General features: G+C 55.8%; 15 protein-coding genes. 1 reads left to right on the top strand and 14 read right to left on the bottom strand.

Annotation, left to right across the window (positions count from 1 at the left end; translation table 11 throughout):
* Window positions 1–986 precede the first annotated feature (986 nt).
* The 14 genes from trxB to M5R41_02680 all read right to left on the bottom strand — a co-directional run bounded on the left by trxB (window position 987) and on the right by M5R41_02680 (window position 10,636).
* A complete protein-coding gene (trxB, locus tag M5R41_02745) occupies window positions 987–1,931 on the bottom strand; it encodes a thioredoxin-disulfide reductase (protein MCZ7555308.1) in 945 nt (314 codons plus the stop codon).
* A gap of 29 nt (window positions 1,932–1,960) precedes the next feature.
* Complete coding sequence (gene queG, locus M5R41_02740; GenBank protein MCZ7555307.1) at window positions 1,961–2,950, bottom strand: tRNA epoxyqueuosine(34) reductase QueG; 990 nt, start codon at window positions 2,948–2,950, stop codon at window positions 1,961–1,963.
* Entirely contained in the window at window positions 2,910–3,236 is a 327-nt protein-coding gene (locus M5R41_02735; protein ID MCZ7555306.1) for a Rieske 2Fe-2S domain-containing protein, read from the bottom strand. Before M5R41_02735 ends, queG begins: the two co-directional genes overlap by 41 nt.
* Before the next feature lie 12 nt (window positions 3,237–3,248).
* Window positions 3,249–4,118: an MBL fold metallo-hydrolase gene (locus M5R41_02730; protein MCZ7555305.1), complete on the bottom strand. Its 870-nt coding sequence runs from the start codon at window positions 4,116–4,118 to the stop codon at window positions 3,249–3,251.
* 73 nt (window positions 4,119–4,191) lie between these two features.
* On the bottom strand, window positions 4,192–4,524 hold the full coding sequence (locus tag M5R41_02725; protein ID MCZ7555304.1) for a 4Fe-4S dicluster domain-containing protein: 333 nt from the start codon (window positions 4,522–4,524) through the stop codon (window positions 4,192–4,194).
* A gap of 16 nt (window positions 4,525–4,540) precedes the next feature.
* Complete coding sequence (locus M5R41_02720; GenBank protein ID MCZ7555303.1) at window positions 4,541–4,969, bottom strand: DUF309 domain-containing protein; 429 nt, start codon at window positions 4,967–4,969, stop codon at window positions 4,541–4,543.
* A 106-nt stretch (window positions 4,970–5,075) separates the two neighbouring features.
* Window positions 5,076–5,966: an ATP synthase F1 subunit gamma gene (gene atpG, locus M5R41_02715; GenBank protein MCZ7555302.1), complete on the bottom strand. Its 891-nt coding sequence runs from the start codon at window positions 5,964–5,966 to the stop codon at window positions 5,076–5,078.
* Window positions 5,967–5,969: 3 nt separating this feature from the next.
* Window positions 5,970–7,532: a F0F1 ATP synthase subunit alpha gene (gene atpA, locus M5R41_02710; protein ID MCZ7555301.1), complete on the bottom strand. Its 1,563-nt coding sequence runs from the start codon at window positions 7,530–7,532 to the stop codon at window positions 5,970–5,972.
* Between the two features lie 39 nt (window positions 7,533–7,571).
* The gene (atpH, locus tag M5R41_02705; GenBank protein ID MCZ7555300.1) at window positions 7,572–8,111 is read right to left on the bottom strand and encodes an ATP synthase F1 subunit delta; all 540 of its coding nucleotides are present in this window, start codon (window positions 8,109–8,111) and stop codon (window positions 7,572–7,574) included.
* Between the two features lie 21 nt (window positions 8,112–8,132).
* Window positions 8,133–8,627: a F0F1 ATP synthase subunit B gene (gene atpF / locus M5R41_02700; GenBank protein MCZ7555299.1), complete on the bottom strand. Its 495-nt coding sequence runs from the start codon at window positions 8,625–8,627 to the stop codon at window positions 8,133–8,135.
* 45 nt (window positions 8,628–8,672) lie between these two features.
* A complete protein-coding gene (gene atpE, locus M5R41_02695) occupies window positions 8,673–8,891 on the bottom strand; it encodes an ATP synthase F0 subunit C (GenBank protein MCZ7555298.1) in 219 nt (72 codons plus the stop codon).
* A gap of 51 nt (window positions 8,892–8,942) precedes the next feature.
* Entirely contained in the window at window positions 8,943–9,935 is a 993-nt protein-coding gene (gene atpB, locus M5R41_02690; GenBank protein ID MCZ7555297.1) for a F0F1 ATP synthase subunit A, read from the bottom strand.
* Between the two features lie 27 nt (window positions 9,936–9,962).
* A complete protein-coding gene (locus M5R41_02685; GenBank protein ID MCZ7555296.1) occupies window positions 9,963–10,382 on the bottom strand; it encodes a hypothetical protein in 420 nt (139 codons plus the stop codon).
* On the bottom strand, window positions 10,379–10,636 hold the full coding sequence (locus M5R41_02680) for an AtpZ/AtpI family protein (protein ID MCZ7555295.1): 258 nt from the start codon (window positions 10,634–10,636) through the stop codon (window positions 10,379–10,381). The genes M5R41_02685 and M5R41_02680 overlap by 4 nt, the downstream gene beginning before the upstream one ends.
* Window positions 10,637–11,877: 1,241 nt before the next feature.
* Here M5R41_02680 and M5R41_02675 point away from each other — a divergent pair.
* Window positions 11,878–13,869, top strand: a complete 1,992-nt coding sequence (locus M5R41_02675) for an OmpA family protein (GenBank protein MCZ7555294.1) — start codon at window positions 11,878–11,880, stop codon at window positions 13,867–13,869.
* Window positions 13,870–13,871: the final 2 nt, after the last annotated feature.

The raw sequence follows: 13,871 nt of genomic DNA, 5'->3' as shown, positions 1-13,871 counted from the left end.
CCAGAAACAGTTGTTGCACCAACAGTCAGCACCCCAGAGACGGTAAAGGGACCACTTGAGTTAAACACCCTAGTAGTTGGAAATGCACCGCGTGAAGACAGCAATCCCGAAATATTCACTGCTCCAAGCGCATTGATCCCGTTTCCACCGTCAATGTACAGCGCTCCGTCAGAAAGCAGACGGAAATCAAGACAGTAAAAGGATCCATTTTGAATATCGACTTCTGCAAGTGAATTTACGGTGAATATCGAAAGCCCAGCGTCAATACCCATACTCGTATTCAAGAGCATCGAACCGTTGATTGTAATTTCAGCACCATTCGTCTCAATATACCCACCGTTTATTATCGATAGGGCTCCATTCACCAGCAACTGGCGGCTCATCCCACTAGTACCCATATACAGCTCACCACCATCTATCACCAACTGTGCATTTGGTTCAACCACAACCTCTCTGATTGTTACTGCTGAACTTGCAATTAAGGTAACAGTATGACCTGTAGAGACGACGACTCGTGAACCAACACCAGGTATCCCTGATGTACTCCAGGTTGTGATATCAGTCCATTGTCCGGATGCAATTGAATAGATTTGACCTTGCGATATATAATTGGGTACTATCAGTACGAATGCAATGATGATAGTTCCAAATATCTGTGCTGACTTACTTCGCATAACATCCTCCGACAATTTGATTCCTTAATATTCCACTATCTTCCGGCTTGAAGGAGACCGACAGAAGCGTTGCGTATCTGACCGGAGCATGTCGGCGGAAACAACAGACCACATGATCCGTTGCTAATCTACACAGGGATGACCGCCGTAGCAATAGAATCGGACAACCTTACAATAAATTAATGTTGAGCGTCCTCTTTCCTTGGCTTTGACGCGGTGCCGCCAGCGTAGGACTGTTCCGGGATTCCCTTGGGATGATAAATAAAATGCCCGCCGAAGCGGGCATTCACTGTCATGAAAATTGCTCTCGTGTTACTCAATGCCACGAGCGGCGAGCCAGCGCTCCGCGTCTATGGCTGCCATGCATCCGCTTCCGGCGGCGGAAACGGCCTGTCGGTACACGTGATCCTGCACGTCGCCACAGGCGAACACTCCGTCTATATTGGTGTACGTGCTCTTGCTCCTGGTGACCAGGTAGCCGTTCTCGTCCATATCGAGCAGGCCTTTGAACAGGTCGGTGTTCGGCTGATGCCCGATGCCGATGAAGAGACCGTCGACGGGAAAATCTTCCGTCGCGTTTGACGTGACGTCGCGCAGCGCAAGATGTGTGAGGCGCTTCGCTCCGAATTCTTCCTTCCCTTTCACTTCCTCCACCACGGAATTCCATTTGAACGCGATTTTCGGATTGTTGAGCGCGCGTTCCCGCATAATCTTGGATGCGCGCAACTCGTCGCGACGATGGATGATTGTCACCCTCGTCGCATACTTTGTCAGGAACAGGGCCTCTTCTATTGCCGTGTCCCCCCCACCGACGACGGCGACTTCCTGATTCTTGAAGAAAAACCCGTCGCAGGTGGCGCAGGCGGAAACGCCGTACCCCATGTACTCTTTTTCACTTTCCAGGCCGAGCAGACGCGCGGACGCTCCGGTGGAGACAATAATGCTGTCGGCGGTATACGCCGCGTCGCCCACCATGACACGGAAAGGCGTCGCCCCGAAATCCACGGCGGTCACATGCTCGTACTTGCTTTCGGCTCCGAAGCGATGCGCCTGCTTGCGCATTTCATCCATGAGCTTGGGACCGGTGATGCCCTCCGGGAAACCGGGGTAATTCTCCACTTCCGTCGTGATCGTGAGCTGTCCGCCCGGCTGATTACCCTCGAATACGAGCGGAAAAAGATTGGCGCGTGCGGCATACAGCGCGGCGGTGAGGCCGGCGGGACCTGAACCGATGATGATGACTTTGCGATGTTCCATGTTTCTCTCTTGATGATGTGCTGAGGTTTCTAATCTACGTTTGATTCATTTTCCGCGGAAACGGTTCGCGCATTCCGCCGCATTCCCCATGGTTTGCAACGCTTGACCGGACTCCGGCGAAATCGTTCGCGAAATTCCTCGTCGCCTATGACCGCCAACTCGGCGAGCGGAGGAGAAATGTTGGCACTGCGGGGTTGAAATCCGGGCTCGGCGCTTTCCCGTGCAAAGGAATTCCACGGGCACACGTCCTGACACACATCGCAGCCGAAGACCCATCCATCCATGCGCATTCCTTCGCGCAACGGCAATTCCTCGTCACGGCACTCTATGGTCAACCAGGACAGACAGCGCCGGGAATCGACCACCGTCGGCGCAACGATGGCCTGCGTCGGACACGCTTCGATACAGAGCGTACACGTCCCGCAGAAATCCGCCATCGGCTGATCGTACACAAAATCGCATGTTGCCAGAATTTCGCCCAGAAACACCCAGGAGCCGAGATCACGGGTGATCACGTTGCCGTTTTTTCCCAACCAGCCGATACCCGCGCGCACAGCCCATGCTTTGTCCATAACGGGCCCCGTATCGCAGTAGCGCCGCGTTCGCACCTCCGGCAGCATATCGTGGAGGAGCTTCTCCAGTTGTTCAAGACGTTCACCTACGATGTCGTGATAATCGTCGCCCCAGGCGTAGCGGGAGATCTTTGCTGTGCCGGGTTCGCCGCGGTGCGCCTCGGATGTGTAGTAGTTCATCGCCACGGAGATCACCGAGCGCGCTCCCGGAAGCACGGCACGTGGATCGGTGCGCTTTGCGACGTCGCTCCCCATCCAGAGCATCGCTGCATGATGGCCCTGCGCCAGCCATTGATCGAGGTGCACACGTTCGTCGCGTAACTCCTGCGCCGCGGCGAAGCCGACATGGCTGAATCCGAGCGCGAGTGCAGCGGAGCGTATCTCACGCGTGCGTCGCTGTACGTCTTCACCACCAGGATTCATGCTCGTCCTCGTCGATTTCAACATACACATCTCCGTCACGAATCTCTGTGACAAAGGTCTTGACGCGCCCGCTGGCGTGTACACAGGCACCGCTTGTGATATCGTAGCGCCATCCGTGCATGGGACAGGTGAGCACCGTCCCCTCGAGACTGCCCTCGGAGAGCACGGGGATGTGCTGATGCGGACAGAGATTTTCTATAGCGTACACGCGTCCTTCCAAAAGAAAGAGCGCGAGATTGTACTCTCCCGCGTTAAACGCTCTTCCCGCGTTCGGGCGCAATTCGTTCAGTGACGCTACGCGATACACCATGGCTGTACCGGACTATGCGGCGTTTTCATTCAGCACGTCCGCAAGCCTTCCGCGAACGCCGGCGGTGTAGCCCTTTTCCGTTCTGACGATGCTCGCCGCTTCCGTTCCGGTATCATGTTCGAACAACACAATGTCACCCTCCCGGGCGGAACGATCCAGTACGCGAAGCTTCTCTTCCAGCGTAACGAGGGGCTGGAGATCGTAACTCATGATCCACGGTGCCGGAATATGCGCACTCATGGGGATCAGATCAGCGGCATACAGCAAGGAACGGCCATCACCGGCAATGCGCACCATTTGCTGCGCAAAGGTATGGCCATTCACGATTTCCAGGTGAAGGCCCTCGAACAATTCCGTCTCGCCATCCAGAAAGGACAACAATCCCGCGTCGTGGAGAGGAAGGTAGTTGTCCGGGATAAAACTGGCCTTGTCCTTGTCCGAAGGACGCATCGCCCAATCCCAGTGACGCTGTTGCACGTAATGCCTTGCATGCGTGAACACCGGTTCCAGTCGCTCACCCATGCGACGGACGCAGCCGCCCACATGGTCGAAATGCAAATGCGTCAGCACTACATCCGTCACATCTTCCGTCGCGATGCCGAGAGCGGCCAGTTGATCCGCCAATCTGAACTGCGAGTGATCAATGGCGTATATCGATTGGAATTTTTCCCCGTCCTTGTCGCCCACGCCTGTGTCGACAAGAATCACGCGTTTCTCGTCGCGCAACACAAGCGAACGCATCGTCATCGCGACGCGATTCTGTGCGTCCACTTCGTTGACTTTTTCCCACATCGGCTTCGGAACCACACCGAACATGGCGCCTCCGTCGAGGCGGAATCTTCCTGATTCGATGAGAAAAATCTCGTAACGGCCAAAGGTCATGCTATCCCTTTCCTGAATGCCATCAATGAAAGGCCGGCTGCAGCCGGCCTCTTTCCAGTTCACAATACGTCGATCAACGACCAAGACTGTCGAGATAGGCGACTCTCTCGAGAAGAACCTCCTTGCTCTCGACATGTTTCGGATCGGGCAGACAGCAGTCTACCGGACACACGGCCGCGCACTGCGGTTCGTCGTGAAAGCCAACACATTCGGTGCACTTGTCGGGCACGATGTAGAAATAATCCGCGGACCAGAATCCGTCGGCGCCGGACGGAGCGTTGTCGCCCTCTCCGTATTTTTGGCCACCGAGCTCCCAGCCCGCGCCGCCTTCGTAAATGGCGGTGTTGGGGCATTCGGGCTCGCATGCGCCACAATTGATGCATTCGTCGGTGATGTAAATCGCCATGATATCCTCCGGGAGTTTATAAACCGAGTTTCGGACAATCGTCGGGTAAAGAAATGGAGCCCATTTTCAGGCCTTCAACAAAGTAACCCAGATGGGCTTTCAGGGCAAGGAGCAGTTTCTGTACGTCAACGCCTTCACACTGCGGAGTAAAGTGCTCCAGTTTTTCCATTGATCGTTCCAGCAGATGTGCGGCGCCCTTTCCGTTACCATTCGAGGCATGATAATACGCGACTGCCGCCTGAATCATGCCCTGATAAAACACACGCCTTTCGCCAGGGGTTTCCATCCACAATTCCTCCCAGACATCATGAGCTTCAAAGAAACGACGGTCGTCAAACAGACGCGCGCCGTGCCGGAAGTCTGGGTGGACAATCATGCTGGAATCAACGTCAATTGCGATACATGACAATGCGGTGAAACGAAAAGAGCACGGACTGCGCGCCATGCTCTCTCTACGGTAAAAACGGAACACCCGTCATAGCCCGCCGCGGGATGTCATTTTCTGCGCCCTGCCTCGGCGTACGTCCGCCTGATCCGGCCGCTACGGGCGGCTAGGTACCTCGCAACGCGTTTGCGCCACTGACGATTTCGAGAATCTCCGTCGTGATACTGGCCTGACGCGCGCTGTTATACTGCAACTGCAAATTATGAATCAGGTCTTTGGCGTTACTCGTTGCGGAATCCATGGCGGTCATCCGCGCCCCCTGTTCAGAAGCATTCGATTCGAGCAAAATGCGAAGCAGCTGGAAGTTGAGGTGACGAGGGATAAGTTGTTCCATCAGTTCGACTTCCGACGGTTCGTAGATGTAATCCACGAATTGCTTGTAGCGACCAGCCTGTTCCTCCTCGGCGACAGGTAGCGGGAGCAACTGTTCTTCCACGATGCGCTGCTGGACGACGGATTTGAATTCGTTGTACACGACTTCGACCACATCGAACTCTCCATCGAGATAGCGACGGAGTGCGTCGCGCATGATGGCTTCAGCATCGGAGTATCCGGCGGAGTTCACAAGGCCGATACGCTGATCGAGTATGGGGTAGCCGCGTTTCGAAAAATGGGTAAATCCCCGACGTCCGATGCAGATAAGCGACAGTTTCCCCTGGTCGTATCTGTCCTTCCAGTGCTTGTGAATGCGCTGTGTCGCCGCTTTGATGATATTCGTGTTGAAAGCCCCGCAGAGACCGCGATCAGCGGTCACCACGATGAGGAGCACCGGACCATCGCCGTCGCGTCCCATGGTGACGGGAAGTGTCGAGCGATCCACTTTGCTGAGCAGATGCGACACCAGTTCCCGCATGCTGTAGGCATAGGGACGTGCTGCCACGATGGCGTCTTGTGCGCGACGCAGCTTGGCTGCGGCGACGAGCTTCATCGCCTGCGTGATCTTGCTGGTATTGCGCACACCATTGATGCGGCTGCGTATTTCCCGGAGATTCGCCATGAATTATCCGTGCGAAGTCATTGATACGGCGAACGATGCGGAGAATTCCTTCAGTATCGCCTTCATCTTTGCCTGAAGTTCGTCACTCAATTTCTTCTCGTCGGCGATCTCGTTGATCACCTCAGGATGGCGCGTCTTCAGGTGCTCGACGTATTCCTTCTCGAAACGGGCGACTTCTTCGAGCGGGATTTCGTCGAGAAAGCCGTTGATGCCCGCGAACACGCTTGCGACCTGTTCCTGCACCGACATGGGCTCGTACTGATTCTGTTTGAGCAGCGACAGCATGCGCGATCCGCGGCGCAGGAGCTGCTGCGTGCTCTTGTCAAGATCGGAACCAAATTTCGCAAAAGCCTCGAGTTCACGATACTGCGCCAGATCGAGACGGAGGGAGCCGGCGATCTGTTTCATGGCTTTGATCTGCGCATTGCCGCCCACACGCGACACGGAAATACCGACGTTCACAGCGGGACGCTGTCCGGCGTTGAAAAGGCTCGACTCCAGATAAATCTGACCGTCGGTGATCGAAATCACATTGGTCGGGATGTACGCGGATACGTCACCCGCCTGCGTCTCAATGATGGGGAGCGCTGTCAGACTGCCGCCGCCAAGCTCGTCGTTGAGCTTGGACGCGCGTTCGAGAAGCCGCGAATGCAGATAAAACACGTCGCCGGGATACGCTTCGCGGCCCGGGGGACGGCGCAGAAGAAGCGACAATTCGCGGTATGCGACGGCCTGCTTGGAGAGGTCATCATACACCACGAGCGCGTGACGGCCGCTGTCGCGGAAAAATTCGCCCAGCGTGGCACCCGAGTAGGGAGCGATGTACTGCAGCGGAGCAGGACTGTTGGCGTCCGCGACGATGACCGTGGTATACGGCATCGCACCCATTTCCTCGAGCTTGGCATGCACATTGGCTACCGTGCTGGCTTTCTGGCCGATGGCGACGTAAATGCAGAACACGGGATCCACACCGCGCCGTTTCGCGTCTTCCGTGTGCGTGTATTTCTGATTGATGATGGCATCGAGGGCGATCGCGGTTTTTCCGGTCTGACGATCACCGATGATCAACTCGCGCTGTCCGCGACCAATGGGAATCATGGAGTCGATGGCCTTGAGTCCCGTCTGCAGCGGTTCTTTCACGGGCTGCCGTTGCAGAACACCCAGCGCTTTGCGTTCGATGGGCATGATCGTTTCGGTGTTGATCACACCGCGCCCGTCGAGCGGACGTCCGAGAGGATCGATGACGCGCCCCAGCATTTCTTCACCGACAGGCATGGAGGCGACGCGTCCCGTACGTTTGACCGTGTCTCCCTCCTTCACGCCGGTCGACTCACCAAAGAGCACACAGCCGACATTGTCCTCTTCGAGGTTCAGTGCCATGCCGAAAATCTCATTCGGAAATTCGATCAGCTCGCCGGCCAGGCAGTTTCGGAGACCATACACGCGGGCGACATTATCGCCCACCTGCAGCACCGTGCCTACCTCGTAGGTGTCGATGTCGCTTTCAAAGCCGCTCAGTTGCTTACGGAGTATAGCCGATACTTCATCGGGTCGTACTTCTGCCATTGTGTATTCTCATCTGCTGGAGATAGTTGTCTGAATGCATCAGGAACCGCTGATGAAGCGGGCGCGCAGACGCTGAAGCTGACGGCGCACGCTGCCGTCGTAAACGGTGTCGCCGAGTCGGACGACCAACCCGGCCATGATGTCCGGATCGGTGACGTACTCGGTTTCCACTTTTTTGCCTGAGACCTTTTGAAGCGCCTCGGCGATTCGAACCCGTTGCTCTTCCGGCAAATCCACCGCACTGGTGATACGTGACCGGATAATACCTTCACGTTCCCGATGCAAAGTGAACACCGCTTCGATGATCTCGACAAGGAGGTCTTCCCTGCTTTTCTCGACAAGCAGCAGCAGAGCACCGAGGGTGTAGGCGGAGATCCTGCCTTCGAACAGTCCCTTCACAGCGTCATGTTTGTGCTGACGCGAAATTATGGGGGAAAGAAAGAACATCTCCAACTCGCGCGAGGCATGCACAGACGCGCGAACATCCTGCAAATCCCGCAGCAGCGTTTCGAGCGAAACGTCGTCGGGACGCGCGTCCAGTATTGCCAATGCATAGCGCGATGCGGCGCGAGAGGTCATGCGTTTCTCCGGATGATCGGGTTAGTTGCTCGGGAGATTGCTGATGAAGTCATCCACCATTTTTTTATGTCTGGCGGTATCGAGTTCCTCGCCAAGAATTTTGCCCGCTGCGCGGACAGCGAGGTCCGCCACCTCGCCGCGAAGCTGCGTGATAGCAGTGTCCTTTTCGCGCTGGATTTCTCCGCGCGCCTGCGAGATCATCTGCCGCGCCTGTTCGTTCGCACTGTCAATGATGCCCTGCTTGAGGGATTCGGCGGTCGCTTTAGCCTCGTCGATAAGTTTGCGGGCTTCACGCTCCGAATTCTCCATCAGGGCGCGGTGTTCGGCAAGAATGCGCTCGGCATCCTTGCGGGCTTCCTCCGCCCTGTCGAGATCCGATGCAATGCGATGCTCGCGACCTTCGAGCGCATGCAACAGCGGCTTCCAGGCGATTTTCTTGAGTATCCACAGAAGCAATGCGAACGTGATGAACGTCCAAATCAACATTCCGGGTTCAAGTGACAGCAGTTTATCCATGCGATACCTCGATACTTCGTGCGCGTGCGGCGGCCGGTTGGCGGTTTATTTCAATGCGAGAAGCAGACAGACGACGACCGCGAACAGCGCGATACCTTCGATGAGCGCTGCCATGATGATCATCGCTCCGCGAAGATCGTTGGCGGCTTCGGGCTGACGACCGATCGCTTCCATTGCGGCGGCTGCGAGCTTACCGATACCAAACCCCGCACCAACCACCACGATGGCGGCGCCAATACCCGCTGCTAACCAGGCTAATTCCATTGAAAACCTCCAGAATTGAATGTGATAGACAAATTTCCGTTGAATTCGATGTTAATGATGCTGATGCACCGACATTCCGATGAAGAAGGCGGACAGCATGGTAAAAATGTACGCCTGCAGGAGGCACACGAATATCTTGAGCAAGGACATGAACAACAGGAAGGCCAGCGACAACGGCGCGACCAGCACAGTGTCCATGCCGAAAATCAGGGCATAAAATGCGCCGATGACCAGCGCGCCGGACAGCATATTCGCGAAGAGACGAACCGCGAGGGCGAAGGGCTTGGTCAGGAGACCCATGAGTTCGATCAGGAACATCAGCGGAATGAGCGGCATCGGTACGCCGCCGGGGATAAGCCCCTTCCAGAATCCGAAGGCTCCGTTGTGACGCATACCGCCGAAAATCATGAACGAAAAGGTGATCAACGCCATTCCGGCGGTGATATTGATATTGCCTGTCGAGGCCGCGCCGAAAGGCAGCAGTCCTACGAGATTCATGGTTGCGATAAAGAAGAAGAAGGACAGCAACAGCGGCAGGTAGCGCTCCGTCGCATCATGGAGGAAGGGATGAGCCACTTCGTCGCGAATGAACACCACCACCGACTCGATCATGTTGCCGTACCCCTTCGGTATGGTGCCTTTGCGATTTTGACGCGCGGCCAGCCAGGTGAGCAACACCGTCAGGAGCATGGCGAACCACATGTACACGACGTGGCGGTTGGGCGACATGTTGATGGACACGCCCGCGACATTGATGATCCAGTTCTCGGGAAAATGAATTTCAGGCAAGGGATATTCATGGAAATACGGCGTGTTCTCCACTTTATGTTCGAGAATACGCATCATTTCCTCGGACGGTGCGAGATTGTCCGTACCGTGGTGATCTCCCGCGCCGTGCCCTTCCACTGCGGCGTCGTGGGTCGCCTGACTGTGCGTGCTGTCGCGCATTGCGCCGTTCTGCTCCGCACGTGCCGATGCGCCCATCGCCAGCAGCAACACTGTGGCAAGAACGACTATTTCCCTGAATCTGTAGCTTTGGATCATGCTGATGGTGTCGTAACGATTATCGCTTTATTGAGCGACCGCCGCGCGGAGCTTGATCAGATCGGTTTTCTTGTTGATGTGCAAAATTTCCGCGACAAGAAACACCGTGTAGAAGGCCATGAATGACCCGACGAACTCCAGTGTGTTCACCGTGGTAGTCAGCAAGAACACGGCGACGGCGGCGATCATGAGAAAGAAACGCATCGTCATTCCGGCAAGAGAGAAAATCATGAACAGATTACCATTGAGCCGGAATGCTCTCTCAATGAACACATATCCTAAAAATGCATTGGTCACACTTAAAATACAACCGGCCAGCAAATCCATCCCGAATCCGTCCGGATTGCCGCGCAACACGGAAAATGCCATGAAAAGCACGGAAAGCAGCGCAAGCAGCGCGAACTCGATTTTGACCTTGGTCAGCTGATGTTTGACGATGGTAATCATGGTGAGGTTTTTTTCCTCTTGTCCTGAAGTTGTTGTACTGATTTGAAAAACGTGTAAAGACCGACGATGATTCCAAGAATCGCGAACAGAATTTTCATTGTGTCACCGGTGTCCAACCATCTGTCGATAAGGTACCCGGCTCCGAAAAACACCAGCATCGTCGCAACGAGCTGCCAGCCGAGGTTTGTGTACGGAAGCACGTCGCGCATCGCTTCCGACAACATGCTCATAGTGGATTTTCCGGCTTTTTTCATACTGGGCAGATACTGAATAATCTGCAAAAAAGTACAGCCCTAAATGTAAAAGATTTTTGCAATAATGCAAAGATTTTCTTCACGATACTGATTTTCCGCCTATTTTTCGCTGCGATATTTCGGAGATATTATGTCCGTTACGAGTTGAGCTTCTCCCTTCTCCCCATCACGATCCCGCAGCCTCTGAGGGCGACAGACAACGGTCATTCTGCGCGGAGCTAAGCGAAGTCGCTGAATCCATCCATACACGCGCTGGCCCCCACCTCCGCTAATCATCACAACCGCGGAGTCCGGACGCAAGTTCTTCCCGATCTCAGAGCGACAGACAACGGTCATTCTGCGCGGAGCGAAGCGAAGTCGCAGAATCCATCCATACACTCGTTGGACCCTCCACCTCCGCTGCTCATCGCAACCGCGGAGTCCGGACGCAGGTTCTTCCCGATCTCGGGGCGACAGACAACGGTCATTCTGCGCGGAGCGAAGCGAAGTCGCAGAATCCATCCTTACACTCGTTGGACCCTCCACCTCCGCTGCTCATGACATGCCTGATTATATGGACAATCCTGAATCAACAAAACATCGTCCCCCCTGAGTATGCCTACCAGTCCGCCTCAGACACCGGTCCATTTCGTAAGTGACATCATCGCACCAGTGCGTGCCAGATAACCTCGTCATGCGGAGGGCTGCGACAGCACGGATAGTGCTCAAAAATCCGATGTCAGCAGAGCAGTTCCGCTACTGCGGGAAAGCATGATTCGTTCCGTAACGTAATCAGAGCCCCACTTCCATGAGATGTCAATAACGGGAGTCCCGAAAGGAAATGTACGTTTCGTAGATCCAATTCAAGCCGAAGGATGTCCCGAAGGGGGACGGGGTTTGTTGGCACCACTGACACGACTCGGATATCATCGCAGAAATGAGCCGGTGTCCGTCCAGGCGGACTGGTGGGCACACTCAGCAGGAAACTCCCTGCCGGTACATCGCAGCACGGCTGCGGACGACGGTGCGCGCCGATCGGTGCCTCTTCCGCTCCGTGACGCGTCGCACGGTTTTTCGTAACCTTGGGGTCTTCTCCGATGTCATTCTGAATAGCCCTGAAACAAAAGGCGCCACAATGTGTCAATTTCTCCGGTGCGATTCGTCGAAGTCATGCTCGAATTTTTTATTTCTGTCGAAACGGGCGTAATTTCCATATCATTCCGGACTGTGGTCCGCTCATCCTACAACAATACAGGTTCATCGTGAGGCATACGGCTACTGGACTGCTGCTATTCGTGTTTCTTGTTTCCTTGGATGTAACAGTATTGGCGCAGGGAGGAACAGCGCCGCACCTTCGACCCGCCATAGGCATCAGCGGCGGAGTGCTGCGCACTACCCATTCGGCGGATTTCTCCGTACTCCCCGGCATACCGAGCTGCTGTACCGGCTACAATGGCGGTGATGGTGTCGGACCCGCGTTTGGCGGCATCTATCACATCATGCTCGACGATGCGTGGTCTCTGCAGGTTGCGCTGCGCTACGCGGATATATCCGCCACTCTCACCGCAGACGAGTACCTCGGGCCTGTTCTGACACCGCGCGGACCGGAGGAGGCCTTTGTCGAGCATCGCGTCGCATCCACCACGAACATGCTGGATTTACGACCAACCATCGGCTATCAGCCGTTGCGCGGCACCTCGTTCATGCTTTTCGCGGGAACCCATATCGGCTACCTGCTCACGAACGACGTGCATCAGACAGAAGAACTGTTGCGGCCGACGGACGTGACGTTCGACGATCTTCAGCGCATCAGAAACGATTACAACATCGCTCTTCCTGGCGGCGCTTCGTTGTACGCAGCGTTCGGTGCGGGTGCGCGATGGCCGCTGAGCCTCGGCGGCAACTTTGCGCTGTGGCCGGAAATCGCGGTACGTCTTGCAGCCACCTCCCTAAGCGGCGATGTGGACTGGCACGCGAACGGACTCGAAGGAGGGCTTGCTCTCCTCTATCACATCCCGGAACCGCCGCCACCACCGCCACCGCCGCCACCGCCACCGCCGCCCGGGATAGAGCCGAACCTCCGGGTGTTCGCCCGTTCCGCTGACGGAGCGTTGCGCGAGGATGCCCGTGTAATTGTGGACCGGCTCACACAAAGCGAACTCTTTCCCGTCCTGCCCTATGTTTTCTTCACCCAGGGTTCGGCCGATGTGGACTCCACGTCCATGCACCGCCTGCAGCCGACAACGACCGGCGATTTCAATGAATCGCGGCTGCCGAATAAAACGCTCAGCGTATACGCCGACATGCTCAATATTGTCGGTTCCCGTATGCGTGCAAATCCCTCGGCGAAACTGACACTTACCGGCTGCAATAATGCCACAGGCGTTGAGAAAAATAATCGGGAACTCTCCCGACGACGCGCCGAAGCGGTGCGAAATTATTTACGTGATGTATGGGGCATCGCCGCCGCGCGTATGGAAATAAAGACGCGTAATCTCCCCGAGCAGGCCCCCAATGTCGAAGCTCTCGAAGGTCAGCAGGAAGCCCGTCGCGTGGAGCTGTCGAGTAACGACAGGAATATCCTCGCTCCCGTCCGCTGGCAGGCGGTTGAGCAGAGCATCTCCACTCCGCTGCTCCTGCTTCGTCCGAGCGTGCTCAGCGAAGCAGGTGTCGCCCGCTGGTCGGTGGATGTCAAACGCGGCAATGAAAGTTACGCGACGTTCGCGGACACGGGTGAACCGCCCGCCGAACTCGAATGGCATATTGATACGACCAGGATTCCACCCGCCGGCAGTGTGGTGCAGGCGGTATTCAATGTGGAAGACAAGGCTGGTCAGATACGCAGCACCACGGTCTCTCTGCCTTTCGAGACGGAAACACGCACCACGGAAGTCTTCGAAACCGAGGGCAATCGGCGTATTGACCGATTCAGCCTCATTCTCTTCGACTTCAAGAGTTCGGAGCTGAGTGGCGACAATAAAAGGATTCTCGACATCGTGGGCGAAGCCATTACATCACGTTCCAAAGTGGAAATCTTCGGCTTTGCAGACAGAACCGGAAATCCTGAAATTAACCGCACTCTGGCGATGGAACGCTGCGTCTCCGTACAGAAGGCCCTCGGCAGACGCATCGAAGGGATAGACGTGCAATTGCACGCGGTGGGCAGCGATCGTCTGCTCTTCGATAATGAAATCCCGGAAGGACGAAATTACTGCCGTACCGTGCAGATCGTCGTTGAAACCGGCCTGGAATAACT

This window comes from Bacteroidia bacterium (assembly GCA_027493955.1).
Taxonomy (GTDB): Bacteria; Bacteroidota; Ignavibacteria; order SZUA-365; family SZUA-365; genus JAOSJT01.
The sequence above is the reverse complement of the archived record's forward strand: the minus strand, read 5'-3'. Positions and strand labels throughout refer to the sequence as shown.